The organism is Vibrio sp. Evd11, from assembly GCF_900382755.1.
GTDB classification, from domain to species: domain Bacteria; phylum Pseudomonadota; class Gammaproteobacteria; order Enterobacterales; family Vibrionaceae; genus Vibrio; species Vibrio lentus.
The window spans coordinates 36,100-62,770 of the sequence record NZ_OSDX01000022.1; the positions used below are offsets into that span (position 1 = coordinate 36,100).

At 44.0% G+C, this 26,671-nt stretch carries 25 protein-coding genes; 18 read left to right on the forward strand and 7 right to left on the reverse strand.

The window, feature by feature from the left end:
• Positions 1-41 precede the first annotated feature (41 nt).
• The 5 genes from rpsA (at position 42) to pyrF (ending at position 4,527) form a co-directional block, all read left to right on the forward strand.
• On the forward strand, positions 42-1,712 hold the full coding sequence (gene rpsA / locus ED652_RS11635; protein ID WP_017057038.1) for a 30S ribosomal protein S1: 1,671 nt from the start codon (positions 42-44) through the stop codon (positions 1,710-1,712).
• 121 nt (positions 1,713-1,833) lie between these two features.
• The gene (ihfB, locus tag ED652_RS11640) at positions 1,834-2,118 is read left to right on the forward strand and encodes an integration host factor subunit beta (RefSeq protein ID WP_010439923.1); all 285 of its coding nucleotides are present in this window, start codon (positions 1,834-1,836) and stop codon (positions 2,116-2,118) included.
• Between the two features lie 129 nt (positions 2,119-2,247).
• Entirely contained in the window at positions 2,248-2,520 is a 273-nt protein-coding gene (locus tag ED652_RS11645) for a LapA family protein (protein WP_122054838.1), read from the forward strand.
• A gap of 12 nt (positions 2,521-2,532) precedes the next feature.
• Positions 2,533-3,708 (forward strand): lipopolysaccharide assembly protein LapB, encoded by a 1,176-nt coding sequence (lapB, locus tag ED652_RS11650; protein WP_029225966.1) that lies wholly within the window; start codon positions 2,533-2,535, stop codon positions 3,706-3,708.
• 123 nt (positions 3,709-3,831) lie between these two features.
• Positions 3,832-4,527 (forward strand): orotidine-5'-phosphate decarboxylase, encoded by a 696-nt coding sequence (pyrF, locus tag ED652_RS11655; RefSeq protein ID WP_122054840.1) that lies wholly within the window; start codon positions 3,832-3,834, stop codon positions 4,525-4,527.
• Positions 4,528-4,628: 101 nt separating this feature from the next.
• On the opposite strand, the gene miaE is transcribed toward pyrF, so the two are convergent.
• Positions 4,629-5,423: a tRNA-(ms[2]io[6]A)-hydroxylase gene (gene miaE, locus ED652_RS11660; RefSeq protein ID WP_269194707.1), complete on the reverse strand. Its 795-nt coding sequence runs from the start codon at positions 5,421-5,423 to the stop codon at positions 4,629-4,631.
• 104 nt (positions 5,424-5,527) lie between these two features.
• A complete protein-coding gene (locus ED652_RS11665; RefSeq protein ID WP_017107649.1) occupies positions 5,528-6,292 on the reverse strand; it encodes a hypothetical protein in 765 nt (254 codons plus the stop codon).
• A gap of 322 nt (positions 6,293-6,614) precedes the next feature.
• Between ED652_RS11665 and cysB the strand changes: the two genes are divergently transcribed.
• Both cysB and ED652_RS11675 read left to right on the forward strand, forming a co-directional pair.
• The gene (gene cysB / locus ED652_RS11670; RefSeq protein WP_017109939.1) at positions 6,615-7,589 is read left to right on the forward strand and encodes an HTH-type transcriptional regulator CysB; all 975 of its coding nucleotides are present in this window, start codon (positions 6,615-6,617) and stop codon (positions 7,587-7,589) included.
• 147 nt (positions 7,590-7,736) lie between these two features.
• On the forward strand, positions 7,737-8,939 hold the full coding sequence (locus ED652_RS11675; protein ID WP_122054842.1) for a methyltransferase: 1,203 nt from the start codon (positions 7,737-7,739) through the stop codon (positions 8,937-8,939).
• Between the two features lie 171 nt (positions 8,940-9,110).
• Here ED652_RS11675 and ald read toward each other — a convergent pair whose 3' ends face one another.
• Positions 9,111-10,238: an alanine dehydrogenase gene (ald, locus tag ED652_RS11680; RefSeq protein ID WP_122054844.1), complete on the reverse strand. Its 1,128-nt coding sequence runs from the start codon at positions 10,236-10,238 to the stop codon at positions 9,111-9,113.
• 156 nt (positions 10,239-10,394) lie between these two features.
• On the opposite strand from ald, the gene lrp reads away from it, so the two are divergent.
• The 6 genes from lrp (at position 10,395) to ED652_RS11710 (ending at position 18,201) form a co-directional block, all read left to right on the forward strand.
• The gene (gene lrp, locus ED652_RS11685) at positions 10,395-10,889 is read left to right on the forward strand and encodes a leucine-responsive transcriptional regulator Lrp (protein ID WP_004734558.1); all 495 of its coding nucleotides are present in this window, start codon (positions 10,395-10,397) and stop codon (positions 10,887-10,889) included.
• 163 nt (positions 10,890-11,052) lie between these two features.
• Positions 11,053-14,172: a DNA translocase FtsK 4TM domain-containing protein gene (locus ED652_RS11690; protein WP_122054845.1), complete on the forward strand. Its 3,120-nt coding sequence runs from the start codon at positions 11,053-11,055 to the stop codon at positions 14,170-14,172.
• A 75-nt stretch (positions 14,173-14,247) separates the two neighbouring features.
• Positions 14,248-14,844 carry an outer membrane lipoprotein chaperone LolA gene (gene lolA / locus ED652_RS11695; RefSeq protein WP_122054847.1) on the forward strand — a complete coding sequence of 199 codons (597 nt, stop codon included), beginning with the start codon at positions 14,248-14,250 and terminating at the stop codon, positions 14,842-14,844.
• 64 nt (positions 14,845-14,908) lie between these two features.
• The gene (locus tag ED652_RS11700) at positions 14,909-16,264 is read left to right on the forward strand and encodes a replication-associated recombination protein A (protein ID WP_017098146.1); all 1,356 of its coding nucleotides are present in this window, start codon (positions 14,909-14,911) and stop codon (positions 16,262-16,264) included.
• Positions 16,265-16,406: 142 nt separating this feature from the next.
• Positions 16,407-17,714 carry a serine--tRNA ligase gene (gene serS, locus ED652_RS11705; RefSeq protein WP_004734554.1) on the forward strand — a complete coding sequence of 436 codons (1,308 nt, stop codon included), beginning with the start codon at positions 16,407-16,409 and terminating at the stop codon, positions 17,712-17,714.
• A gap of 220 nt (positions 17,715-17,934) precedes the next feature.
• Positions 17,935-18,201, forward strand: a complete 267-nt coding sequence (locus tag ED652_RS11710) for a DksA/TraR family C4-type zinc finger protein (RefSeq protein ID WP_122054848.1) — start codon at positions 17,935-17,937, stop codon at positions 18,199-18,201.
• Between the two features lie 104 nt (positions 18,202-18,305).
• Here ED652_RS11710 and bioA read toward each other — a convergent pair whose 3' ends face one another.
• Positions 18,306-19,583, reverse strand: coding sequence for an adenosylmethionine--8-amino-7-oxononanoate transaminase (gene bioA / locus ED652_RS11715; RefSeq protein WP_122054850.1), 1,278 nt, complete (start codon positions 19,581-19,583; stop codon positions 18,306-18,308).
• Positions 19,584-19,742: 159 nt separating this feature from the next.
• Between bioA and bioB the strand changes: the two genes are divergently transcribed.
• The 4 genes from bioB to bioD are packed head-to-tail and all read left to right on the forward strand — an operon-like array spanning position 19,743 to position 23,429.
• On the forward strand, positions 19,743-20,795 hold the full coding sequence (gene bioB / locus ED652_RS11720; RefSeq protein ID WP_122054851.1) for a biotin synthase BioB: 1,053 nt from the start codon (positions 19,743-19,745) through the stop codon (positions 20,793-20,795).
• On the forward strand, positions 20,782-21,945 hold the full coding sequence (gene bioF, locus ED652_RS11725; RefSeq protein WP_122054853.1) for an 8-amino-7-oxononanoate synthase: 1,164 nt from the start codon (positions 20,782-20,784) through the stop codon (positions 21,943-21,945). Before bioB ends, bioF begins: the two co-directional genes overlap by 14 nt.
• Positions 21,946-22,749, forward strand: a complete 804-nt coding sequence (gene bioC, locus ED652_RS11730) for a malonyl-ACP O-methyltransferase BioC (protein ID WP_122054854.1) — start codon at positions 21,946-21,948, stop codon at positions 22,747-22,749.
• On the forward strand, positions 22,746-23,429 hold the full coding sequence (gene bioD, locus ED652_RS11735) for a dethiobiotin synthase (RefSeq protein ID WP_122054856.1): 684 nt from the start codon (positions 22,746-22,748) through the stop codon (positions 23,427-23,429). Before bioC ends, bioD begins: the two co-directional genes overlap by 4 nt.
• Positions 23,430-23,493: 64 nt before the next feature.
• On the opposite strand, the gene ED652_RS11740 is transcribed toward bioD, so the two are convergent.
• Both ED652_RS11740 and ED652_RS11745 read right to left on the reverse strand, forming a co-directional pair.
• Complete coding sequence (locus ED652_RS11740; protein ID WP_122054857.1) at positions 23,494-23,715, reverse strand: hypothetical protein; 222 nt, start codon at positions 23,713-23,715, stop codon at positions 23,494-23,496.
• Positions 23,716-23,752: 37 nt separating this feature from the next.
• Complete coding sequence (locus tag ED652_RS11745; protein WP_122054859.1) at positions 23,753-25,141, reverse strand: MATE family efflux transporter; 1,389 nt, start codon at positions 25,139-25,141, stop codon at positions 23,753-23,755.
• A 97-nt stretch (positions 25,142-25,238) separates the two neighbouring features.
• Here ED652_RS11745 and ED652_RS11750 point away from each other — a divergent pair, with 97 nt between their 5' ends.
• Positions 25,239-26,129, forward strand: coding sequence for a LysR family transcriptional regulator (locus tag ED652_RS11750; RefSeq protein WP_122054861.1), 891 nt, complete (start codon positions 25,239-25,241; stop codon positions 26,127-26,129).
• Between the two features lie 111 nt (positions 26,130-26,240).
• Here the strand turns inward: ED652_RS11750 and ED652_RS23760 are convergent, their stop codons facing one another.
• Positions 26,241-26,429 carry a hypothetical protein gene (locus ED652_RS23760; RefSeq protein ID WP_133146056.1) on the reverse strand — a complete coding sequence of 63 codons (189 nt, stop codon included), beginning with the start codon at positions 26,427-26,429 and terminating at the stop codon, positions 26,241-26,243.
• Positions 26,430-26,671: the final 242 nt, after the last annotated feature.

Consider the following 26,671-nt stretch of genomic DNA (forward strand, 5'->3'; position numbering starts at 1 on the left):
GGTAGGATACCCATGGACGTTTAATTATTGAAGATTAAATAATGACTGAATCTTTTGCTCAACTCTTTGAAGAGTTTCTATCTGAAACTGAATTCCAACAAGGCAGCATCGTTAAAGGTACTGTAGTAGCTATCGAGAACGGTTTCGTTCTTGTAGATGCTGGTCTTAAGTCTGAATCTGCTATCCCTGCTGAACAATTCAAGAACGCTGCTGGCGAACTTGAAGTTGAAGTTGGTGCTGAAGTAGACGTAGCTCTAGACGCTGTTGAAGATGGTTTCGGTGAGACTCAACTTTCTCGTGAGAAAGCTAAGCGTCACGAAGCTTGGATCGTACTTGAGAAAGCTTGTGAAGAAGCTGAAACTGTTGTTGGTATCATCAACGGTAAAGTTAAAGGCGGTTTCACTGTTGAACTTAACGGTATCCGTGCTTTCCTTCCTGGTTCTCTAGTAGACGTACGTCCTATCCGTGACACTGCTCACCTAGAAAATAAAGAGCTAGAGTTCAAAGTAATCAAGCTAGACCAGAAGCGTAACAACGTTGTTGTTTCTCGTCGTGCTGTTATCGAATCTGAAAACAGTGTTGAGCGTGACGAACTTCTTGAAACTCTACAAGAAGGTACTGAAGTTAAAGGTATCGTTAAGAACCTTACTGACTACGGTGCATTCGTTGATCTTGGCGGTGTTGACGGTCTTCTACATATCACAGATATGGCTTGGAAGCGTGTTAAGCACCCATCAGAGATCGTTAACGTTGGTGACGAAATCCTAGTTAAAGTTCTTAAGTTCGATCGTGAGCGCACTCGTGTTTCACTAGGTCTTAAGCAACTAGGCGAAGATCCATGGGTAGCAATCGCTAAGCGTTACCCAGAAGGTCACAAGCTTTCTGGTCGTGTTACGAACCTAACTGACTACGGCTGCTTCGTTGAAATCGAAGAAGGCGTTGAAGGTCTAGTACACGTTTCTGAAATGGATTGGACTAACAAGAACATCCACCCTTCTAAAGTTGTTAATGTTGGCGACGAAGTTGAGGTTATGGTTCTTGATATCGACGAAGAACGTCGTCGTATCTCTCTAGGTCTGAAACAGTGTAAAGCTAACCCATGGCAGTCATTTGCAGAAATGCAAGCTAAGGGCGACAAAGTTACTGGTAAGATCAAGTCTATCACTGACTTTGGTATCTTCATCGGTCTAGAAGGCGGTATCGACGGTCTTGTACACCTATCTGACATTTCTTGGAACGCTGCCGGCGAAGAAGCTGTACGTGAATACAAGAAAGGCGACGAAATCTCTGCTGTTGTTCTAGCAGTAGATGCAGAGCGTGAGCGTATTTCTCTTGGCGTTAAGCAAATGGAAAACGACCCGTTCAACGCATACGTTGCTGACAACAAGAAAGGTGTTCTTGTAAACGGTACTGTAACTGCAGTTGACGCTAAAGGCGCTACTATCGAGCTAATCGAAGGCGTTGAAGGCTACCTACGTGCTTCTGAAGTTTCTCGTGACCGTATCGAAGATGCATCTCTAATCCTAAGCGTTGGCGACAGCGTTGAAGCGAAGTTCACTGGTGTAGACCGTAAGAACCGCGTAATCAACCTATCTATCAAAGCTAAAGATGAAGCTGATGAGCAAGAAGCAATGGCTTCACTGAACAAGTCTGATGAAGGCGCGTTCGGTAACGCAATGGCAGACGCATTCAAAGCTGCTAAAGGCGAATAATAGCTTCTCATTAAGAGAATTATAGCTATCTAGCCAAGAAAGGAGCCGTAAGGCTCCTTTTTTTTTGCTTATTTTTCCGATAGGTCTATAATTTCTAAAAAGAAAACCAACGAGGGTAACTATGACTAAGTCTGAATTGATTGAAAGACTATGCGCTGAGCAAACGCATCTTTCTGCAAAAGAAATTGAAGACGCTGTAAAAGACATTTTAGAGCACATGGCTTCAACACTAGAAAGTGGTGATCGAATCGAAATTCGCGGCTTTGGCAGTTTTTCTCTGCATTACCGTGAACCTCGTGTTGGACGTAATCCTAAAACTGGTGACAAGGTTGAGTTGGAAGGTAAATACGTTCCTCACTTTAAACCAGGTAAAGAGCTACGTGAGCGAGTAAACTCAGGACTGTAGCCTACTTATCGGAATTAAGAAAAGCGGCATACTATAATGTATGCCGCTTTTTTATGACCATAATATGGTGGTCTGATTAGTAATTTTCCTGCATAATCGTACAGCTAACTAACCAATGAGTGATGAACTATGAAAATTATAAAAATAGTCGCCGTTATCGCACTTTTCCTAATTGCACTGGCTTTAGGCTCTCAAAACCAAACGACGGTGAACTTTAACTATCTGCTAGCGCAAGGTGACTTCCACCTATCAAACTTACTAGGTGTGGTCTTCGTTTCAGGTTTTGGTCTTGCTTGGTTAGTCTTCGGCAATATGCATATGCGATCTCAACTGAAAATTCATCGTTTGAAGAAACAACTCAATAAGCAATCAAAGCAGGTAGCTGCTGATACCAAAGCTTAAAGGTCTTATTTGATGTTAGAGTTACTGTTCTTACTTTTACCTATTGCTGCCGCTTACGGTTGGTATATGGGTAATCGTAATGCTCAGCAAGAAAAACAGAAACAATCACACCAGATCTCCCGTCAATATGTGACGGGTTTGAACCTATTACTGTCGGATCAATCTGATAAAGCCGTTGACCACTTTATTGAACTACTTCAGGTAGATAATGAGACCATTGATACTCATTTGGCCTTGGGTAATCTGTTCCGTTCAAGAGGTGAAGTTGACCGCGCTATTCGTATCCACCAAAATCTTATCTCACGTTCGGGGCTTACTCTCGATCAGAAAAACCTCGCCTTACAACAGTTAGCTAAAGACTATATGGTCTCTGGCTTTCTTGATCGCGCCGAAAAAATCTTTGAACAGCTTGTAGAAGAACCTGATCATAAAGAGGGTGCTTTGCAACAGCTGGTCGCTATTTATCAGCAAACTCGAGAGTGGAACAAGGCGATCCATTACGGCAATATTCTCGTTAAGCTTGGTAAGAAAAAAAGAAAGATGCGTGCAACTGTTGCACACTTTTGGTGTGAGCTTGCAATGCAAGAGCAAGCCGAGGGTAATCGTTCTAAGGCTCTTCAGCATTTTAAAAAAGCGCTCTCTGAAGACCCTAAATGTGTTCGTGCCAGTATTGCTTTGGGTAAGTTCCATTTAGCGAATGAAGATTACCAGAAGACGATTACCTGTCTTGAATCGGTGCTCGAACAAGATATTGATTTTATCAGTGAGGTGCTTCCAACCCTTGCTGAGTGCTACCACAAGCTTGGCCAAGAGGCAGAACTTGTTGAATTCCTAAAAGCCTGTATTCAAAAGAAAGCCGGTGTTTCAGCTGAATTGATGCTTGCTCAATTGGTTGCTCATCACGAAGATGTTGGCTCAGCTCAAGAGCTGCTGACTAAGCAACTGGTTAAAAACCCGACCATGAAGGGCTTCTATCGATTAATCGATTACCATCTTGCTGAAGCAGAAGAAGGTCGTGCGAAAGACAGTCTAACGACTCTTCAATCTATGGTTGGTGAACAACTTAAAGTTAAACCTCATTACCGCTGTCGTCAGTGTGGTTTCTCGACACACTCGATGTATTGGCACTGCCCTTCATGTAAAGGGTGGGGGACGATCAAGCCTATTCGTGGGCTAGATGGTGAATAGATTTGTGGTCATTGTTAGACCAAATTAATAATTGCAGCTTTCGGGCTGCATTTTTATGACTGTTATTTGTCGCTATTACTTGTAGTGATTATTTAAAGAAAGTTAACTGCGTTAGGAGATGAAATGAACGACCAAAAAATCATTGTAGCATTGGATTATGACAACCAAGCGGATGCATTAGCCTTTGTTGATCGTATCGATCCAGCGTCTTGCCGCTTAAAAGTCGGTAAAGAGATGTTTACCCTGTTTGGCCCTGAATTTGTCCGTGAATTACATAAACGTGGTTTCTCAGTATTCTTAGACCTTAAGTTCCACGACATTCCAAACACATGTTCAAAAGCGGTACGTGCTGCTGCTGAGATGGGCGTGTGGATGGTGAACGTACACGCGAGCGGTGGCGAGCGTATGATGACGGCTTCACGCGAAATTCTAGAACCTTACGGTAAAGATCGTCCATTACTTATCGGTGTTACCGTGTTAACCAGCATGGAACAATCTGATTTGGCTGGTATTGGTTTGAACATTCACCCACAAGAGCAGGTAATGCGCTTGGCGTCTTTGACTAAAAACTCAGGTCTAGATGGCGTTGTATGTTCTGCTCAAGAAGCTTCATTGTTGAAAGGTGAGTTGGGTAAAGAGTTCAAGCTTGTTACCCCCGGTATTCGCCCTGTAGGCGCTGATGTTGGTGACCAGAAGCGTATTATGACGCCTGTTCAAGCAATTCAAGCTGGCTCAGACTACTTAGTTATTGGTCGTCCAATTACTCAAGCAGCAGATCCTGCTGCAGTACTTGCTGAAATCAACGGCACACTAGTTTAAGCTTATTTTTAGATAGCGATACGGATCAATAAGGCCAGCAATTTGCTGGCCTTATTATTTACTGACGAGATATCAATGGGTTCGGACTTTCTGTGCTGAGCTTAAACCGGAGCGCCGCTATGAAATTTGAAGTCGCTGTCTTCTGAAGTGATTAGGTCAGCTTCAACCTGCGCAAAGTGAGCAATACGCTCAGAGATATCTTTCCCTGCGATTTGCTCAGCGAGTTCAAGATAGTCCTGATAGTGACGCGCCTCTGAGCGAAGTAGAGACACATAAAACTTCTCCATGTCTTCTTCTAAGAAGGGAGCTAGTTTAGCAAAGCGTTCACAAGAGCGTGCTTCAATAAAGGCGCCGATAATCAGCTTATCAACCAGAGCGTCTGGCTCGTAAGTTTTCACTTGCTTGATTAAACCTTTGGCATAACGACCCGCTTCAATCGGTTGATACGTCACGCCTTTTTTTACCATCAATTCCATGACTTGATAAAAGTGATGCAGTTCTTCTTTAATTAGCAGCACCATTTTATCAATCAAGTCGGCACCGTAATTACAGCCTTCTTTTGCTGTGATTTGCTTCGATACGTTACTTTTACCACGTAGAGACTCCAAGTCTCCGATACGACGATAAGCAAATTGCTCGTATGGCAAAATCCATTCATTCAGCTGCTTCGCGCTTTCTTTATCTACCGCATACTTGCGGATAAGGAACAAAGCACTTTGAGCGGCCTTGAGTTCACAAAGCATGTGATCGCGTAAAATGATATGAAGGTTTTCAGGCTTCTTGGCTTCATCTATCCATGAATCTGGCGTTTCAGCTTTAAGAAAAGAGTGTATTGGGGCTAATAATTCTTGATACATGGTCGGGGCAAGTTTGTTGATAATTCGCGATTTTATCACAGCTCATGAGATCTCCCTATACGGAGAAAGGAAATTCACTAGGCACAAAAAAGGCCGCCTATTTAATGTAAATGAGGCGGCCTTTTTGTGTTTGAGTTAGACGGTTACCATTTCTTCTTCTGACCGAATAGGGCATCCATATCGTCGTCACGCTCTTTAGATTCCATTTGCTGTAAGTCTTGAGCATTTTTGTCTTGGCGTTTCTGATCAAGCTCGTTCAACATATTCTGAAGTTTTTCTTTTGCTTGATTAGAGTACGCGTCGTTCTTCGTCGCTAAAGCATCGATACCTTTGCGTAATAGCTGAATCGCCGTACCTGGTTGCCCACGAGAAATTGAATCGTTAGCACGTTTGATCACGTTTTCAATATTGATACGAATCTGGATCGTTTCTAGGCGAGCATTTTCAACCACGTAAGCTTGAGTATCAAAGCGGCCTTTATTGTGTTCGTTACGAACCGTATCGCGAAGGCGTTTAACCAACTTAAGCATCATGATTGCTTGCTTATCACTGCTAGGAACACGGAAAGTGGTACTTTCGCCACCTTGGTAGTTCTCTTTTAGTTGTGTGATCTGCTGTTTTACACTTTCGATTCGTTGCAGGAGTTGCTTATTCTTAGGGTCGAGCTGATACATATTTTCAAGTGCATCAAGGATTCGGTTATTTAAGCATATAAGAAGGTCTTGGCTAAAAGGCATGTGGTGCGCATTGCCAATCAACTCTTCGGTTCCGTCAATAATGGTTAGATAACGAGAAGCTTCCTGTTTCTTCGCTGTTTCTACCTTAACTTTGTATTGAAGCATGATGTTGTAGCCTAAAACCAACACCAAAAGAACGGCGACTAAGGCGATTATTAAACCAATATTCATATATTTGTGTCTGCTTGTTGTTTTCTATAGCTAACTAGAGAGGATACACGATTCCATTGTGTATCGGCACTCGTAAATTGCGATTTCTGATTATCTCTTGTTGAGCGCAATCGGCAATCAAAATTTACCTACTAATGTATGAGAATGAGGAGTTGGTTGCAAAGCGATACTGATGTTTTTGTTTGTTAACCTATAAAAACTCAATTTTTCTATCAATTTAGTGCATGAAGCGTTATAACTATTAATTATATTACACGAGACTATGACGCTCTCTTTGCAAATAAGTTAGCACATAAATGAGTAAAGGATTACGAGGTTAGATATGAAGTTACAGCAACTGAAGTACATTGTTGAGGTTCTAAACCATAACCTAAATGTGTCTGCGACCGCAGAGAGTCTATACACATCACAGCCTGGTATTAGTAAGCAAGTTAGATTGCTAGAAGATGAGTTGGGCATTCAGATTTTCGAGCGTAGTGGTAAACACTTAACGCAGGTGACTCAGGCTGGCGAAGATATTATTCGTATCTCTCAAGAGATTCTCGCTCGTGTTGAAAGCATTAAAGCTGTTGCTGGTGAACACACTCATCCTGAAATGGGTACATTAAACATTTCAACGACGCACACCCAAGCTCGTTATGCTTTGCCTGATGTGATTAAGGGCTTCACAGCTCGTTATCCTAAAGTGTCGCTTCACATGCACCAAGGAACACCAAGCCAAATGTCAGAAGCGGTAGCGAAAGGCACGGCTAACTTTGCCATTGCGACCGAAGCACTTCACTTATATCAAGACGCGATTATGCTGCCTTGTTATCACTGGAATCGCTCGATTGTTGTCACCAAAGATCACCCTCTAGCCCAAAAGAAATTAGTGTCAATTGAAGACCTTGCGGCATACTCTCTAGTGACTTATGTCTTCGGCTTTACTGGGCGCTCAGAACTCGACACTGCGTTCAATAAGGTTGGCCTGACTCCACGTGTTGTATTCACGGCTACCGATGCTGATGTCATTAAAACTTATGTTCGCATGGGGATTGGCGTAGGCGTGATTGCAAGTATGGCGATTGATCACGAGCAAGACACCGATTTGGTTGCCATTGATGCAAGCCACTTGTTTGGTGCGAGTACCACAAGTATTGGCTTTAGAAAGGGTACGTTCTTACGTTCTTACATGTTCGATTTCATGGAGCGTTTTGCACCGCATCTCACTCGCCCTGTGGTTGAGCAAGCTATTTCTCTTAAATCGAATGACGAAATTGAAGAGATGTTTAAAGATATCGAACTGCCTGTTCGTTAATCTCATCATGTAACTCTAGATTCTTATCCGGCCTGTATTCACAGGCCGTTTTTCTTCCTGGCTTTTGCTGCCGTTTTTGTTCTCTTACTATCGAACCTTTCTATTTTGGTCTCTTACCCCTACAATCCTCGCACCATAGGGGGAAGCATGCATTCACGATTTACAATTCTCGACTCATTCCTGTTAGAACACCAAGTTTATTGGCGTTCTGAACCTTTTCACCTATGCCAAACTCAGCAACAGCCATGGGTTGATGTGAATCGCCCTCTTGTTGATTGGTTGAATAGCTTGAGTATCGAGAACATCCAGATTCTGAAAGAGCAGCCTCAAGTATTGATTAAGGAACTAATCCGTTTTCTTCCTGAATTAGAGACCGCGAATCAAAATATCCAGTTTGATAATTCGGTCTTAGTTGGGCTTGATCTTCCGCGCGGTACTGCCGATGGTATTCCTGGCAGAAAGCTGCAACAAATCGTCGCGATGGGTGAGGCTTCATTAGAGCACCATCATGGTAAAGAGTGGCTTGAATGGTGCTCTGGCAAAGGCTTTCTCGGTCGAATCTTATCTCAGCAATCAGATCAAAAGGTCACTAGCTTTGAGTGGCAACAGTCATTGTGTGAAAGCGGACAAAAGATTGCAGATGCTCAACATCTAGATATGAGCTTTGTTCAAGGTGACGCGTTTTCAAAAGAGGCAGATCGGGTGTTTAACTCAAATCAACATGCTGTTGCTCTTCACGCTTGTGGTGATCTTCATGTTGAACTAGTGAAAAAATCTGTTTCACATGGGCTTCCTGCAGTGACCATTTCTCCTTGCTGCTACCATCTTATTCGTGATGAAAACTATCAAGCCATGTCTTCCGTCGCGAAAAACTCGGCATTAACCCTAAGTAAAAGTGATTTAAGAATCCCGCTTCAAGAAACCGTCACCGGTGGTGAAAGGGTCAAGAGACACCGTCAGTTAGAAATGAGTTACCGATTAGGCTTTAGCCAACTACTTAAGGGTGAACTTGGTGTCGACGAGTACGTTCCTGTACCGAGCATCAAGAAATCAGAGCTATCCGAAGGCTTTGAATCATTTTGTTACTGGGCATCTGAAGTGAAAAAATTACCTCTTGACTCCGATATCGACTTTGAATCCTATCTTGTTCAAGGCGAAGCGCTTTTCTGGGAAATGGAAAAGCTGAGTTTGGTTCAGCAAGTCTTTAGGCGACCATTAGAGATATGGTTGGCCTTAGACCGTACCATCTATCTACAAGAGCAAGGCTATGAAGCTTCGATTGAAGAGTTTTGTGAGCGCAGTATAACGCCAAGAAACCTATTGATTCATGGCATTAAAGTCGAGCGCTAGCGGTAAACAGCACTGGTACGTGTTTTTATGATCCAAACTCATGAATGCAAAATAAACTTATAAATACAAAAAAGCCAGCGCGACATTATGTCGTACTGGCTTTTTGTTTAATGAGTATGAGTTAACTGAACGCTTTAACGAGAAGGTTATTGCGTTCAGTTAGTCATTACATCATTCGTTAAACATTGCGATTGCTTCTGCAGGCGCTACGTATTCTAGGTCAAAGCTTTCTGCAACTTCTTTACAAGTCACTTTACCGTGGATTACGTTTAGACCTTCTAGGAAACCTTCATCAGATAGAAGTGCTTCGCGGTAGCCTTTGTTCGCTAGCTTAACAATGTAAGGAAGTGTTGCATTGTTTAGTGCGTAAGTAGAAGTACGAGCAACGGCACCTGGCATGTTAGCAACACAGTAGTGAACTACGTCATCTACGATGTAAGTTGGATCTGCGTGAGTCGTTGCATGTGAAGTTTCAAAACAACCACCTTGGTCGATTGCAACATCAACAACCGCTGAACCTGGCTTCATCTTAGCGATGTGATCTTTTGTAACAAGTTTAGGAGCGGCTGCGCCTGGGATTAGTACTGCACCAATCACTAGGTCTGCTTCTAGAACATGCTTCTCAATAGCGTCTTCAGTAGAATAAACCACTTTTGCGCGACCTTGGAATTCTTCATCAAGACGACGAAGCGTATCTACGTTGCGATCAAGGATGGTTACGTCTGCGCGAAGGCCAACAGCCATACGCGCTGCGTTAGCACCAACAACGCCGCCGCCAACTACAACAACTTTCGCTGGCTCAACACCAGGAACGCCGCCAAGAAGAAGACCACAACCACCGTTAGATTTTTCTAGTGTTTGTGCACCTGCTTGAATAGACATGCGACCAGCGACTTCAGACATTGGTGCTAATAGTGGCAAGCGACCCATATTATCTGTTACAGTCTCATAGGCTACGCAGACAGCTTTGCTCTTGATTAGCTCTTCCGTTTGTGGAAAATCTGGTGCAAGGTGTAAATAGGTAAATAATATTTGCCCTTCACGAAGCATAGCTCGCTCGACAGCTTGAGGTTCTTTAACCTTTACAATCATCTCTGCTTTCGCGAAAACGTCAGCAGCAGTAGGAAGAATGGATGCGCCTACAGCGATGTAATCATCGTCTGAAAAACCGATACCAGTACCGGCATTGGTTTCAACAAAAACTTGGTGACTATGTGAGATTAGTTCTCTCACGCTAGCAGGGGTCATACCAACGCGGTATTCGTGGTTCTTGATTTCCTTAGGTACGCCAATGATCATCCTGACTCCTTATTATATTATGGTTGTTTTATCTATGTGTAGGGTAATTCTGTCGAATTAATATCTAGTATAGATAGGTTTAGGTAGAATTTGATACCGAATATTAAAAAGTTGTAGTATATTTTTTTGCAAGGAAGTAATAAGGTGGAATAAAAAATGGCAGACAATTATAAGAAGCCGTCCAAGGAACTAGATCGTATTGACCGCAACATTCTTAATGAGTTGCAAAAAGACGGTCGTATCTCAAACGTTGAACTCTCAAAGCGAGTAGGACTTTCTCCTACTCCATGTCTTGAGCGTGTTCGTCGTTTAGAACGTCAAGGTTACATTACTGGGTACACAGCATTGCTGAACCCACAGTACCTTGATGCTTCACTTTTAGTGTTTGTTGAAATTACGTTGAACCGTGGTGCGCCAGATGTGTTCGAACAATTCAACACCGCTGTGCAGAAACTGGATGACATCCAAGAGTGTCATTTAGTGTCGGGTGATTTTGACTATCTTCTAAAAACACGTGTATCGGACATGGGTGCTTACCGTAAGTTGCTCGGTGATACGTTACTGCGTCTACCAGGCGTAAACGACACTCGTACTTACGTTGTAATGGAAGAAGTGAAACAAACTAATCAACTTGTGATTAAAACTCGTTAATCACAATTGGTGAAATGAAAGAAAGCGGACATTTGTTCCGCTTTCTTGCTTTCTGGAATTGGGTTTTTCTGTTTGATATGGTTAAATCAACAGTAGTTTCATGAAAACGAGTGGCTCGTGCCATTCGCTATGTTTTTATCCCGTTTAATTATTAAGTTGGTTTATGTTCAAGCAGAGCAGTAATAAAGTAGAAACAATCATTAAAACGAGTGAAGAGCCTCAGTCTCCTCGTTTGAATGGTTCTCAACGTCTCAAAGAGTGCAGCCTGATTTTGGGTGTTCTCTTCTCTATTCTACTTGCCGTTGCGTTATTAACTTTTAGTCCTGCAGACCCATCATGGTCGCAAACGGCGTGGGGTGGTGACATTCAGAATGCGGGTGGCTACCTAGGTGCATGGTTGGCGGATACGCTTTTCTTCGTATTTGGTTCACTGGCTTACCCGCTTCCTATATTAGTGACAGTTGCTGCGTGGGTGTTGTTCCGAAAACGCAATGAAGACGAGCAGATCGATTTCATGTTGTGGGGGTCTCGCTTACTTGGCCTTACTGTCCTTATTCTTACTAGCTGTGGTCTAGCGGATATCAACTTTGATGATATTTGGTACTTTTCATCAGGCGGCGTGGTTGGCGACGTATTAACAAGTCTTGCGCTCCCAACGCTTAACGTTCTTGGCAGTACACTGGTTCTTCTTTTCTTATGGGGTGCTGGTTTTACTCTATTAACGGGTATTTCTTGGCTGAGTATCGTTGAATGGTTGGGTGAATGTGCGATTAAGCTGTTTACCTCAGCTGTTAATAGAGCGCGTGGTGAAGACCAAGAGTTGCTTGAGCCACAATTAAGAGAGTCGGCAGACCGAGATCTAATCGAAGAACGTCATCAGCAGCATCAAGAGCCTACTTACCGCGATGTCCCTGCTATTGAAGACAACAAAGAATCAACAGAGCATGATCCACTAGATCCTGCACTGAGCTTCTCTGCGACCAATGACTCTTCTGATACTGCGAATGTATTAGACAATACTGCATCGCCGAAGCGTCATTACAATATTCACATGCCAGTCGATGCGCCGGCTAAGCAAGAAGCTCCTGTCCAAGAACAACCTCAGATTCAGCCTCAACAAGTTGAGCAACAGCCGGTTCCTGCTGCATCAGTTTACCAAGCGCCAGAAGAGCCTTTAGAAGAAGGTATTGAGCGTTCTAAACAGTTGAACGCGACTATTGAGCAGCTAGAAAATGCGGCTATGTATGAAGATGATCTTGCTGAGCAGGAACAGGTTGACGCGCATGAATCTCAGATCGCGTATCAGCAATACATGCAGGATGAGCAACCATCAGTTAATCCTACTGAAACGGTTGTTGAAAGTGTAGAACCAGTTATGGAGAGCTCATCAGAAGTAAATAACGAGTTCGATACTGAAGATGTGCAACCAGAATCTCTATACGCTTCGCCAATGGGTGAAATAGAAGAAACACCACAAGAATTCTCAACGCCTTTCGAGACAACGGAAGAGCAAAGTTTTGAACCTAATTCAGAGCTAGACGCTGAACCTATTGATAATGATGAAGAGCCACTTGCTCCGTCATCTTATGAACAAGAGCTGACGCAAACGACTGAACAAGCTCAAGAGCCAGTTGTTGAGCTTCCATGGGAGGAGGTCACGGGAGATGAGTCTGCGCACCAAGACCAAGATGTAGCAGCATTCCAAAATCTGGTATCTGAAGCGCAAGCGAATATGGCGGCGACACAAAACCCGTTTTTGGTACAGCAAGATGTGAATTTGCCCAAACCTGCCGAGCCATTGCCAACACTTGAGCTGTTGTTCCACCCTGAAAAACGTGAAACCTTTATTGACCGCGATGCACTAGAGGCGATTGCTCGTCTTGTTGAATCGAAGCTAGCGGACTACAAGATAAAGGCAGATGTGGTTGATATCTTCCCTGGCCCTGTCATCACTCGATTCGAACTCGATCTGGCTCCTGGCGTGAAAGTGAGCCGTATTTCTGGTCTTTCTATGGACTTAGCGCGTTCACTTTCTGCATTGGCAGTGCGTGTCGTAGAGGTAATACCGGGTAAACCTTATGTTGGTTTGGAATTGCCGAACATGAGCCGTCAAACCGTATTCTTCTCCGATGTGGTAGGTAGCCCTCAGTTCCAAGAAGCGACGTCACCAACGACCGTTGTTCTAGGACAAGATATTGCAGGTGAAGCGGTTATTGCTGATTTATCGAAGATGCCACACGTATTGGTTGCAGGTACCACCGGTTCTGGTAAGTCGGTGGGTGTGAACGTGATGATCTTGAGTATGCTTTACAAGGCATCGCCTGAAGACGTTCGTTTCATCATGATTGACCCGAAAATGTTGGAATTGTCTATCTATGAAGGTATTCCACATCTATTGTCTGAAGTCGTTACCGACATGAAAGATGCGTCTAACGCCCTTCGTTGGTGTGTTGGCGAAATGGAACGTCGTTATAAACTGATGTCGGCACTTGGTGTTCGTAACATTAAAGGCTACAACGACAAATTGAAGATGGCTGCGGAAGCGGGTCACCCAATTCATGATCCTCTGTGGAAACCGGGCGACAGCATGGACCCTGAAGCGCCATTGTTGGAAAAACTGCCTTACATTGTGGTTGTTGTCGATGAATTTGCCGATTTAATCATGGTAGTCGGCAAGAAAGTTGAAGAACTGATTGCACGCTTGGCACAAAAAGCGCGTGCGGCGGGGGTTCACTTGATCTTAGCGACTCAGCGCCCGTCAGTGGATGTTATTACGGGTCTTATTAAAGCCAATATCCCGACACGTGTAGCCTTTACTGTATCAACCAAAACGGACTCTCGAACCATTCTTGACCAAGGTGGTGCAGAGTCACTGCTTGGTATGGGTGATATGTTGTACTTACCACCGGGTTCAAGCCACACAACTCGTGTACACGGCGCATTTGCATCTGATGATGATGTACATGCGGTCGTGAATAACTGGAAAGCACGCGGTAAGCCAAACTATATTGAAGAGATTACTAACGGCGACCAAACCCCAGAAACACTGTTACCAGGTGAGAAGATGGAAGGCGATGAAGAAGTCGATCCTCTGTTTGATCAAGTTGTCGAACATGTTGTTCATTCACGCCGAGGTTCGGTTTCTGGTGTGCAACGTCGATTTAAGATCGGCTACAACCGTGCCGCCCGAATTGTTGAGCAATTAGAAGCTCAAGGTATTGTCAGTGCTCCAGGACATAACGGTAACCGAGAAGTCTTGGCGCCAGCGCCACCAAAAGATTAGTTCCAATAGGAACTCATAACTATTCAGTCGGTCAAAACCAAAACATGACCGACTTATGTTCTAACAGGATTATTGATGAAAAAAGTATTCGCACTTTTATTTATGAGCTTCTCAGTATTTGCTTCTCCGAAAGAAGAGTTGAGTAGCCGCTTGTCGCTGAATGCAGGTTTTAGCGCTGACTTTAAACAAGTCGTCACCAGCCCTGACGGTGATGTAGTGATGGAAGGTGAAGGTACGGTAGAGATTGCACGCCCTAGCTTATTTCGTTGGGAAACGACTTTCCCTGATGAAAACCTATTGGTCTCTGATGGTCAAAGCTTGTGGTACTACAGCCCGTTCATCGAACAAGTGAGCATTTACTGGCAAGAACAAGCCACATCGCAAACGCCATTTGTATTGCTGACTCGTAACCAAGCAAGTGATTGGGATAACTACAATGTTGCGCAAACGGGTAACCAATTTACGCTAACGCCAACGGCTGTGGACTCTAATCAGGGCGATTTCCAGATTAACATCACCGAGAAAGGCATTGTTCAGGGCTTTAATGTGATTGAACAAGACGGTCAGAAAGGCGAGTTTATCTTTAGCAATGTGGACTTAGGTAAACCTGCTGCAGACCGCTTTACTTTTGTGGCGCCGGAAGGTGTCGAGGTCGACGACCAAAGAAACTGATCCAAACTGGCAGATCGTTTGGTAGTCAGTCGATAGGCATTGATGCCATCAACGAATCAAGAGATTGCAATTGAGTAATTACAGCTTAGATTTTGCAGGGGACGAAGATTTTCGTCCCCTTGCTGCTCGTATGAGACCTGAAACTGTTGAACAGTACATCGGTCAGCAGCATATATTAGGTCCAGGTAAACCCCTTCGCAGAGCGTTGGAGGCGGGCCATATCCACTCCATGATTTTATGGGGGCCTCCGGGCACCGGTAAAACTACGTTAGCCGAAGTAGCAGCAAATTACGCCAATGCAGAAGTAGAACGCGTATCAGCGGTGACATCGGGTGTAAAAGACATTCGTATCGCCATTGAAAAAGCACGTGAGAACAAGCAAGCAGGGCGTAGAACGATTCTATTTGTGGACGAAGTCCATCGCTTTAATAAAAGTCAGCAAGATGCGTTCTTACCTCATATCGAAGATGGCACGGTTACGTTTATCGGCGCGACCACAGAAAATCCTTCTTTTGAATTGAACAACGCTTTGTTGTCGCGTGCGCGTGTTTACAAATTGACTTCGCTCAATACAGAGGATATTTCTCTCGTCATTCGTCAAGCGATTGAAGACAAGCAGCGCGGGTTGGGTGATGTGTCGGCTGATTTTGCTGATAACGTATTAGATCGTCTTGCTGAACTGGTCAACGGTGATGCGCGTATGTCGCTCAACTATCTTGAGCTGCTGTATGACATGGCGGAAGACAACGATAAGGGCGAGAAAGCGATAACGTTGCAGTTGTTAGCTGAAGTGGCAGGCGAGAAGGTTGCTCGTTTCGATAACAAGGGTGATATTTGGTATGACCTAATCTCTGCCGTTCACAAGTCGATTCGTGGCTCTAATCCCGATGCTGCGTTGTATTGGTCGGCGCGAATGATTGCAGCGGGTTGTGACCCTTTGTATATCGTAAGACGTTTGCTGGCGATTGCTTCTGAAGATATTGGTAATGCTGATCCAAGAGCCATGCAGGTCGCAATGTCGGCTTGGGATTGCTTCACACGTATTGGCCCAGCAGAAGGGGAGCGTGCGATTGCTCAGGCGGTTGTCTATTTAGCGTGTGCACCAAAGAGTAATGCCGTTTACACCGCTTGGAAGCAAGCCTTAACGGATGCTCACAACCTTCCTGAATATGAAGTCCCTCATCATTTACGTAATGCACCCACAACTTTGATGAAGGACATGGGCTACGGGCAAGAATACCGTTATGCTCATGATGAACCAGGTGCCTACGCCGCTGGAGAAAAGTATTTGCCGCCTGAAATGGGCGAAACACAATACTATTTCCCAACAAAACGAGGCTTAGAGACCAAAATTGGCGAGAAGCTAGATTATCTGGCGGATTTGGACGCAAAAAGCCCACAAAAACGCTATGAAAAGTAGTCTTTTTTGGATATCGTTACCTAGTCATAAAAATTCAATTAAATCGTTATAAATTGGTCGAAATAGCACCAATTTTAGGGGTTTAGCAGTGATTCAGTAGCAATCTACTGAATATTCAAATAACTAAAGCATAGGATTAGCAATGCTGGATTCTAAATTACTTCGAGCTGAGCTGGATGAAACAGCGGCAAAATTAGCACGTCGAGGCTTCACCCTTGATGTAGAGACAATTCGTGAACTTGAAGAAAAACGTAAGTCCCTTCAGATGAAAACTGAAGAGCTACAAGCGTTACGTAACTCTCGATCGAAGTCCATTGGTCAAGCGAAAGCAAAAGGCGACCATGAAGAAGCTGAGCGTATCCTTGCAGAAGTAGGCAACTTAGGCGCAGAACTAGACCAAGCTAAAGTAACATTGGCTGAGCTTCAATCTGAGCTAGAAACGATCACAATGTCGATTCCTAACCTTCCTGATGCAGAAGTGCCAGATGGTAAAGATGAAGACGACAACGTAGAAGTTTCTCGTTGGGGTCAACCTAAGACTTACGACTTCGAAGTGAAAGATCACGTTGATCTTGGCGAAATGTCTGGCGGTCTTGATTTTGCAAGCGCAGTTAAAATCTCGGGTTCTCGTTTCATCGTGATGAAAGGCAAATTCGCACGTCTACACCGTGCTATTGCTCAGTTCATGCTGGACCTTCACACTGATGAGCACGGCTACACAGAAATGTACGTACCGTACCTAGTGAACCACGATAGCCTATACGGTACTGGTCAACTTCCTAAGTTCGGCGAAGACTTGTTCCACACAAGCCCGCTAACTGAACAAGTAAGTGATGTACCGCTTAAGACACTATCGCTTATCCCTACTGCGGAAGTACCGGTAACGAACATGGTTCGTGACACGATTACTGATGAAGCTGAACTGCCACTTAAGATGACAGCTCACACTCCATGTTTCCGTTCTGAAGCGGGTTCTTACGGACGTGACACTCGTGGTCTTATCCGTATGCACCAATTCGACAAAGTTGAATTAGTACAAATTACTAAGCCAGAAGACTCAATGGCAGCGCTTGAAGAGCTAACAGGTCACGCTGAGAAAGTACTTCAACTTCTAGAGCTTCCTTACCGTAAAGTGATTCTATGTACGGGTGACATGGGCTTCGGTTCTGCGAAAACTTACGACTTAGAAGTCTGGGTTCCAGCACAAGAGACATACCGTGAAATCTCTTCTTGTTCAAACATGTGGGATTTCCAAGCGCGTCGTATGCAAGCTCGTTTCCGTCGTAAAGGCGAGAAGAAGCCTGAACTTGTACACACACTTAACGGTTCTGGTCTTGCTGTTGGCCGTACTATGGTTGCTATTCTTGAGAACAACCAAGAAGCAGATGGCCGTATTGCTATCCCAACAGTACTTCAACCATACATGGGCGGCGTAACGCACATCGGTTAATTAGACTGATTCAGCATTAGATTGCTAATAAAACCCAGCCAGCAGGCTGGGTTTTTTATTGCTTATAGAATGGGGCAATGGTGAAAAATAATTAACTTTGTTACCTGTACGTAATAGTGTTTTCTTAATTCTTACGATTATTACAAGCCGATAATGTGGTTATAATATGCTCCTACCGCGGTAGGTATAGATTTTCTCGTTCAATTACTGAGGAGGGCTTATGGCCGTAGGGTGGGCTGGTGACGATAGTGTGAGCCAGCAAATTCAAAATACCATTGATGATGAGATCTCTCGAGTTAGAGGTAACATTCAAGGCGGAGAAAGCTTACGTTATTGCGATGAATGCGGTGGTGAGATACCAGAGCAAAGACGACTTGCGATAAAAGGCGTACGTCTCTGTGTTGAATGCCAATCAATGTTAGAGCATGCAGCACATCGACATTCATTGTTTAATCGTCGAGCAAGTAAAGATAGCCAATTACGTTAAATTGTTAACTATCACCGAAAATAGAGTAAGGCCTTACTTTCACGTAAGGCCTTTTAATTTGTGAGATTCACCAACAAGGAAGATAAGAGTAAACTCCGTTAGTTTTACTTAAAGCAGTTATTATCCTGTAATGCACTTTCAATGGCTGAAACAAGTTTTTCGATATGTTCAGGTTTGCTACTGAAAGGAGGCATCATATAAATCAATTTACCAAACGGACGTATCCAAACGCCTTGTTCAACAAAGTGAGCTTGGATGGTTTCCATATCGACAGGAGTGTGGGTTTCAACAACGCCAATCGCTCCCAACCAGCGAACATCTTTGACAAGATCATGCTCTCGCAAAGGCGGTAGCAACTCAGAGAAAAGTTGTTCAATTTGTTGAGTCTGATTTTGCCAATCGCCTTGCTCTATGATGGACAAGCTTGCCGCACCTACCGCGCAAGCTAATGGGTTACCCATAAAGGTTGGCCCGTGCATAAAACAACCCGCTTCACCGCCACATACTGTGTCAGCAACTTCTTTACTCGCAAGCGTTGCTGAAAGGGTCATATAGCCACCAGTTAGCGCCTTACCTACGCATAAGATATCCGGTTGAACATCGGCATGTTCGCAAGCAAAAAGTTTCCCTGTACGGCCAAATCCGGTCGCAATCTCATCCAAGATCAGCAAGACGTTGAATTCATCACACAGTAAGCGAACCTGTCTCAGGAATTCAGGATGGTAGATACGCATACCGCCAGCACCTTGAACGATTGGCTCTAAGATCACCGCAGCGACTTCTTGATGGTGGGTTGCCAGCTTTTCTCGAAAGCTGTTGATGTCGTTTGCGTCCCATTGATCCCAAAATCCCGTTTTTGGTGAATCAGCAAAAATGTGCTCAGGTAAAAAGCCTTTGTAGAGGCTGTGCATCGAGTTATCTGGATCAGTCACCGACATCGCCGCAAAGGTATCACCGTGGTAGCCATCTCTGAGCGTGAGGAACTTCGAACGAGGCTGCCCTTTGGCATGCCAGTATTGGAGAGCCATCTTGAGGCTAACCTCTACGGCTACTGAACCTGAATCGGCTAGAAATACGTGTTCTAGATTACTTGGCGCGAGATTCAGCAGTTTCTTACATAAATCGATAGCGGGCTGGTGGGTAATACCACCAAACATAACGTGCGAAACTTTGTCTATTTGGCTGTGAGCGGCCGCATTTAATACCGGGTGGTTATAGCCATGAATGGTTGACCACCATGATGACATGCCATCAATAATTCGTTTTCCGCCTTCTAATTCTAGGTAAACACCGTCTGCATTCGTGACTGGGTAGCAGGTCAGAGGTGTTAACGTTGATGTGTAGGGATGCCAGATATGCTGGCGATCAAAGGCGAGATCCATAGTAACTTCCATTCTTGTTGTGATTAAAAAATAACCAGGTGTAAACTTTTGGCATTATCAATGTGTTGACAGTCTAAAGCTTGTCGGTAGACTAGCCAAGCATAAATGCAATCTCTATTGATAGAGATGAAACATCAAATAATAAAAAAGGATCGACACGTGGAAGTTCGTCATGACTGGACAGTTGCTGAAGTAACAGCGCTGCTTGAAAAACCGTTTATGGATTTAATGTTTGAAGCTCAAGTCGTTCATAGACAGTACCAAGAGCACAACCACGTGCAGGTGAGTACGCTTTTATCAATTAAGACCGGTGCTTGTCCTGAAGATTGCAAGTACTGTCCTCAAAGTGCTCACTACAGAACGGATGTAGACAAAGAACGCTTAATGGAAGTAGAGCGTGTTTTGGATGCAGCGCAAAAAGCCAAGAACGCGGGTTCGACTCGTTTCTGTATGGGCGCGGCGTGGAAAAACCCGAAAGAGCGCGATATGCCTCACCTGACTGATATGATTAAAGGTGTGAAAGGCATGGGCCTAGAAACCTGTATGACGCTAGGTATGCTAACGCCCGATCAAGCAGGTGAGTTAGCGAATGCAGGTCTGGATTACTACAACCACAACCTTGATACTTCTCCGGAGTTCTACGGCAGCATCATTACTACTCGTACTTACCAAGATCGTTTAGACACTCTATCTCACGTACGTGATGCCGGAATGAAGATTTGCTCAGGCGGTATTATTGGTATGGGTGAAAGCACCAATGATCGTGCGGGTCTACTTGTCGAGCTAGCGAACCTCCCAGTACACCCTGAAAGTGTGCCAATCAACATGCTCGTAAAAGTGAAAGGCACACCGATGGAAAACGTCGATGATGTTGAGTCTTTCGATTTCATTAAGCTGATTGCGATTGCTCGTATCATGATGCCAGTGTCTGCGGTTCGTTTATCTGCAGGCCGTGAGAATATGAACGAACAGATGCAAGCGATGTGCTTCATGGCTGGCGCGAACTCTATCTTCTACGGTTGTAAGTTACTGACTACACCAAACCCAGACGAAGACACTGATATGCAGCTGTTTAAGAAGTTAGGTATCAACAGCCAACAAGTGGCTCAGAAGCCTGATGAAATTCAAGAAAACGAACTGTTAGATCAAGTGGTGGAGCGCGTTGCTGCTCGTCCAACGAAAGATGACATGTTCTACGATGCCACTGTTTAAATCTCGCATTAAAATTGCCCTTGCTCATCGTCGCGAGCAAGGGTTAACTCGTCAACTTAAGGTGTTAGAAAACAGTAATGGCCCTTTGCTTACTAGCGAAGGTTCTAGCTTCATTAATTTTTCGAGTAATGACTATTTAGGCTTGGCAAACGATCCTGAATTGGTCGATGCGTGGCAAACCGGACTTGCTCAGTATGGCGCAGGCAGTGCGGCATCGCCATTGGTCACGGGCTTTAGTCCGGCTCATCGAAATTTAGAGGCTCAGCTGTGTGAATGGCTTGGCTTTGAACGCGCCATTCTCTTTAACTCTGGTTTCAGCGCTAACCAAGCTTTGTTGTTTTCTCTGCTCGAAAAAGACGACTCTCTGTTGCAAGACAAACTTAACCACGCTTCTTTAATGGAAGCGGGGATGCTTTCACCTGCAACCATGAAACGCTTTAAGCACAACGACACGCAACATTTAGAATCGCTATTGAGTCAAACTCCACAATCCTTGGTCGTGACTGAGGGTGTGTTCAGCATGGATGGTGATCAAGCGCCTCTCAGTCAGATATCTAGCCTGACTAATCAATACGACAGTTGGTTGGCGGTTGATGATGCCCACGGTATTGGCGTATTAGGTGATAAAGGGGCTGGGAGCTGCAACGCCGCACAAATCTCACCTGATATCTTGGTGGTGACCTTTGGTAAAGCATTTGGCCTTTCTGGTGCCGCGATTCTTTGTTCGTCAGAAGTGGGTGATTACTTAACTCAGTTTGCTCGTCATCATGTGTATTCGACGGCGATGCCACCTTCACAAGCGGTGGCTTTGTCTCATGCGTGTCAGATGATTCAGACGCAAGAGTGGCGTCGAGAGAAGCTCATGGAATTAGGTGCGCTCTATGCGGAGCAAATGAGTGGTGTGAATGGTTTTATTGATACTCAGACTCCGATTAAGCCATTTGTGATTGGTGAAGCCCAAGCCGCGCTTTCTATTGCAGAAGAGTTGAAGCATAAACAAGTTTGGGTAACGGCGATCAGGCCACCAACCGTGGCTACAGGGACAGCTCGTTTGCGTATTACCTTAACCGCCAGCCACAGTCAGAAGCAGATTCTTCAGTTAACCAACTCGTTGCTTAAAGCAATAGAGTTAAATAATGGGGCTCAGTAAATGTCACAAGAAGCAGTAGTGGATAATTACGTAGGCCAAGATAAGAGTGCGATTGCTGAAGCCTTCGGCAAAGCAGCAGCAACCTATGACAAACACGCTGAATTTCAGCGCGATGTAGGCCACCGACTATTGGATAAGCTACCGAGTGACCTCTCTGGGTTAAAGGTGCTCGATCTAGGTTGTGGTACAGGGTATTTCTCTGAACAGTTAGTTAAGCGGGGTGCTGCAGTGGTATGTGCTGACCTTTCCAATGGAATGTTGGACGAAGCAAAACAGCGCTGTGGTGTATCAGTCTCTTCATATCAACAAGCCGACGCCGAACAATTACCGTTCGACGATGGGATTTTTGACATCGTTTTTTCGAGCCTTGCGTTGCAATGGTGTGACGATTTATCGTCGCCTTTGAGAGAGATGAAGCGTGTTTCAGCTGTTGGTGGACGTGTTATTTTCTCAACTTTGCTTGATGGATCACTGTTTGAACTGAAAAAGTCTTGGTCCAAAATTGACGCACATCAACACGTTAACCATTTTACTACAATCAATCAGGTAAAAATTGCGTTAGCGCAATCTAGCTGTACGGCTCATCAACTAGACTTGCCCACCATCACCGTTTGGTACGACACTGCGTTTGAACTGATGCGCGACCTTAAAGGTATCGGCGCTAATCACGTAAGTGGTCGCTCACAAGGTTTAACAAGCCGCCGCATGTTGCAGCTTGTTGAACGGGAATATCGAGAGTTTAAAAACCATCAAGGTTTCTTGCCAGCAACATATCAAGTTTGTTTAGGGGTTATTCAATTATGATTGATGCATTATTCATTGCAGGTACGGATACCGAAGTGGGAAAAACTGTGGTTTCAAAAGCGATTCTTCAAGCTTTGGCCGCACAAGATTTATCAACAATTGGTTATAAGCCAGTTGCAGCTGGGTGTGAACAATACCCTGAAGGGTTACGTAACAGTGATGCATTGCACCTTCAAGAAGCTGCGACGCAAGATGTTGCTTACGAAGACGTTAACCCGTATGCATTGTTGCTACCATCATCACCTCACATCGCTGCAAAGCATGACGGCGTCGTGGTTGATGAAGCGGTATTATCAGCAAAGTTAGAAGAGCATAAACAGAATTCAGACATCGTTTTAGTTGAAGGTGCTGGTGGCTGGCGTGTTCCGGTTTCAGACGATGAATACTTGTCTAGTTGGGTTAAGAAAGAGCAGCTTCCAGTCGTACTGACGGTGGGGATTAAGCTTGGCTGTTTGAGCCACGCTTTGTTAACCGCAGAAGCGATTCGTGCAGATGGTCTAAACCTAGTAGGTTGGGTTGCTAACCGCATTAATCCAGGCACTGAACATTACGCTGATATTATTGCGATGTTGGAAGACAAGCTAGGTGCGCCAAAGTTAGGTGAAATCCCTTATGTGCCAAAAGCCAAGTCTAAGAACATTGGTAAGTACATTAATGTGCAGCCTCTTCTGAATCTATAGTTTCAATATATTGTTTTCGTAAAAACCGAGTGTAGCCTTTACACTCGGTTTTTTATATTTCAAGCTAAACTTTCTTATCTTCTTTATTTTCATCTGGTTTATAGCCCATGGTACGAATATGCTCACCATGAATGGTGTTTTTCATTAATGCCCACAAAGCCTCAAGGAATCGTTTGTGCGCAGCATGATGCCGAATGTACTTAACATGGATAAATAGATAAATGGCGATGAAAAGCAATGTCGCGATGGTGACGCCGTAGGCTTCATACAAAGTAATTATATTCATTTTTAATCTCTTAATTTTTTGTATAGGTAAATCGTGTCTATTGAGCTAAGTAGTTAAACCAACGCTTACTTCTAAAACGATAAATACAAGCGAACCACTTAAACAGAGTCTCCAAAAAGAAAAGTGCGAAGATCCACTCAGGGTTCAACCCCATTAATAAAGCGCCAATGGCGGCTAAAGGGATACCAAAACACCATTGAGTGATTAGGTCTTGGTATAAGCAAAATTTCACATCCCCTCCAGCTCGCAACACGCCAATGACCATGGTTGTTGGAAGTGAGCGCAAAATAATGCCTAAGCACAAAATCACATAGAATTTATCAGCTAACTCTCTAGTCGTTGCTTCCAAGGAGGTGAAGAGGCCTAGTATGGTGTCTTTTAGTGCATACAGTGATAATGACACACACAAAGTAACCATGAATGCGATCACAGTGATCATAATGGCGTGGCGGTATGCTAAATCAAAGTCTTTGGCACCGATGTGGTTACCAACAATAACTGCGGAAGCATTTGCAATACCGATCAAAAAGCTAAGGGAGAATGCTTCGATCGGAGTAATGATCGACAAGACTATAAGCCCTTCATCGCTAGAGCGCCCCATGATGGAGGTGTAAGCGAATAATCCCCCAGCCCATAATGTAAAGTTGATGGTTGTAGGGAGAGCCAAACGAGTAAGCTGTTTGATATGAGAAAACTGTAGTGCTTGCCTTATATTTGACAGATTAAACAAGACCACATTTTTATTCAGTTTCAGGTAAATGATCGTTATTGCCACTTCGAGCAAGCTACTGATTAATGTGGCAACTGCAGCCCCCTTTAACCCCATCTGAGGTGCGCCGAAGTGTCCAAATATCAATACCCAGTTGAGTAAGATATTGAGAATGATCCCAAGACTGCTTAGATATAAACTGATTGAAGCTTGGTGTACTGAGCGTAGGTAGGCAGCGATACTGCCAGTAAATGCTACGCAAAATAAGCTAAAGCTGGTAATAAATAGATATTGAGAGCCCAGAGCTTGCACTTCGACGTTATTGGAAGAGAGCCCCATAACTTGTGAGTTTGCCAGTGCTAGAACACCGAAAGGTATTAGTGCAAGCAGGCTTGATAGTAACCAAGTCAATGCAGTACTTCTTTTGGTTCCTTGGTCGTCCTTTTTCCCAAAGTACTGAGCAATTAAGATTGCTCCAGCCGTTGTCACACCGGAGAGAATAATGGTAGCAAAAAATAAGGCTCGGCTTGAGAGACCTGCTGCTGCAATATCGTTCTCGCTCAATTGACCAATCATGATCAGGTCAATGACTCCCTTGCTAGAAAAAAAGATGCTTTGTAGCGTTATAGGGACTGCAAGAGCAAAAAGCTGCCTTAAGAGTGGAGCATTAAATTGTGCCAGCGGGCTTGAAGTTATTGATCGAGTTTTGAGAGTCATAGCACTAACAAGTGAGAAATACTGCTAGCAATTATGCAAGGAATTTAACACTCTTAAAAACCACTTATGATGGGGTTAAGCGTTCAAAAGGTGTTTTATGCATACGTTGGAACAATTGCGAGCTTTCATTGCTGTTTACGAGAACCAGTCCTTTAGCGGAGCCGGGCGGTCTTTAAATAAAGATCGTACAACGGTTAGGGAGTTGGTGAAGTCTTACGAAGATGCTTTAGGTTACGCTCTTTTTAATATCGTAGGAAGAAAGGCAGTAGCAACATTTGCGGCAGAAAAACTGTATCCACATGCGATTCTGGTGATTAGGCAGGAGAGTAAACTGGCCGAAGTGAGTCAGTTCTTATTCTCTGCGTCGAGAACACATTTTAATATTGGCTATGATGTCGATTTCCCAGTTGATTTTTTGAAGAGTGTCGAGGTATGGGCGACTAAATGCTTTCCATTAGTGAGTATTAACTGGTTGGCGAGAAATCGTGAGGTTGGCCTTGATGAGCTCAAATGTGGCGAACTCGATTTTGCTTTTTTCCCGGCTAGAGGCGCTATTTCCTTAGGTTTTCCAGCTCACTTCCAACACCTTGGGTATATTGATTATGGTGTATACGTTGGGAGCGGTACTTCGTTGGCGCATAAACCTATTTTTGATCTTGAAGATGCTCAGTTGGAAATCCAATATCTGAGTGAAAATGCATTGAAAGCAGAGGGCGCTATAAAAGCGTTTTCCTATAGCACGCGTATTGTCAGTAGTAGCGATTTAATCATACAGCTTCTTCAATACCAAGGCTGGGCACTATTGCCTAACCGAACTGCTGAGGGAGCTGTTAAAGTGGGTAACATAGAAAAGAAAGAGACGAGTTTGCTAAGCAATGATTTGAAAGTCCCATTTAGCCTGTTTCACACCATTGAGTTAGAAAGTGACCCGTTTATTAAAGCTCTTCGAAATGAGTGTGATTTGTTGGCTAAGCGATATTTCAATTAATGTTACTGTGAGTTAAATAGAAAAAAGGCTGCGATTGCAGCCCTTTTGCTATGTTAAGCCTTTGACCATAAGTTGATAAACAACCAGTCTTTTAATTCAGCAAACTCGGGATTAATGTTCTTTTGTAAGTCCCATTAGTGCTTGCTGTGTTTCTGTGATTTTTGTCTGTGCCGTTTGCGGTGTTAGGATTCCAATCTGCTTTTTCGCTTCTTCTTCAGTAATCCCTAGGTGACAGCACAGTAAATCGATAGCCATTTGAGTGTTAGTACCTTCAACCATGATCGTTCCCTTTTTGTACATGGACTAGCCAATAAATCATCTGAGGTCACTGTAAACGGATTGTTATATCGACACCATACGACTTAGGTCTAATAGACCGCGATTAACTTAGCTACAATCTCGTAATCAAATGTTGCAATTTAATGCTTAACCTTGTTTTCTTAATCTAAGACTATATGTATAAGTAAGTATAAGTCTTCAAGGTTGGAATAAATTGCTGTCTGCCTTGTCTATAACAATAAGTTTTATAAAAACAGCTTTCA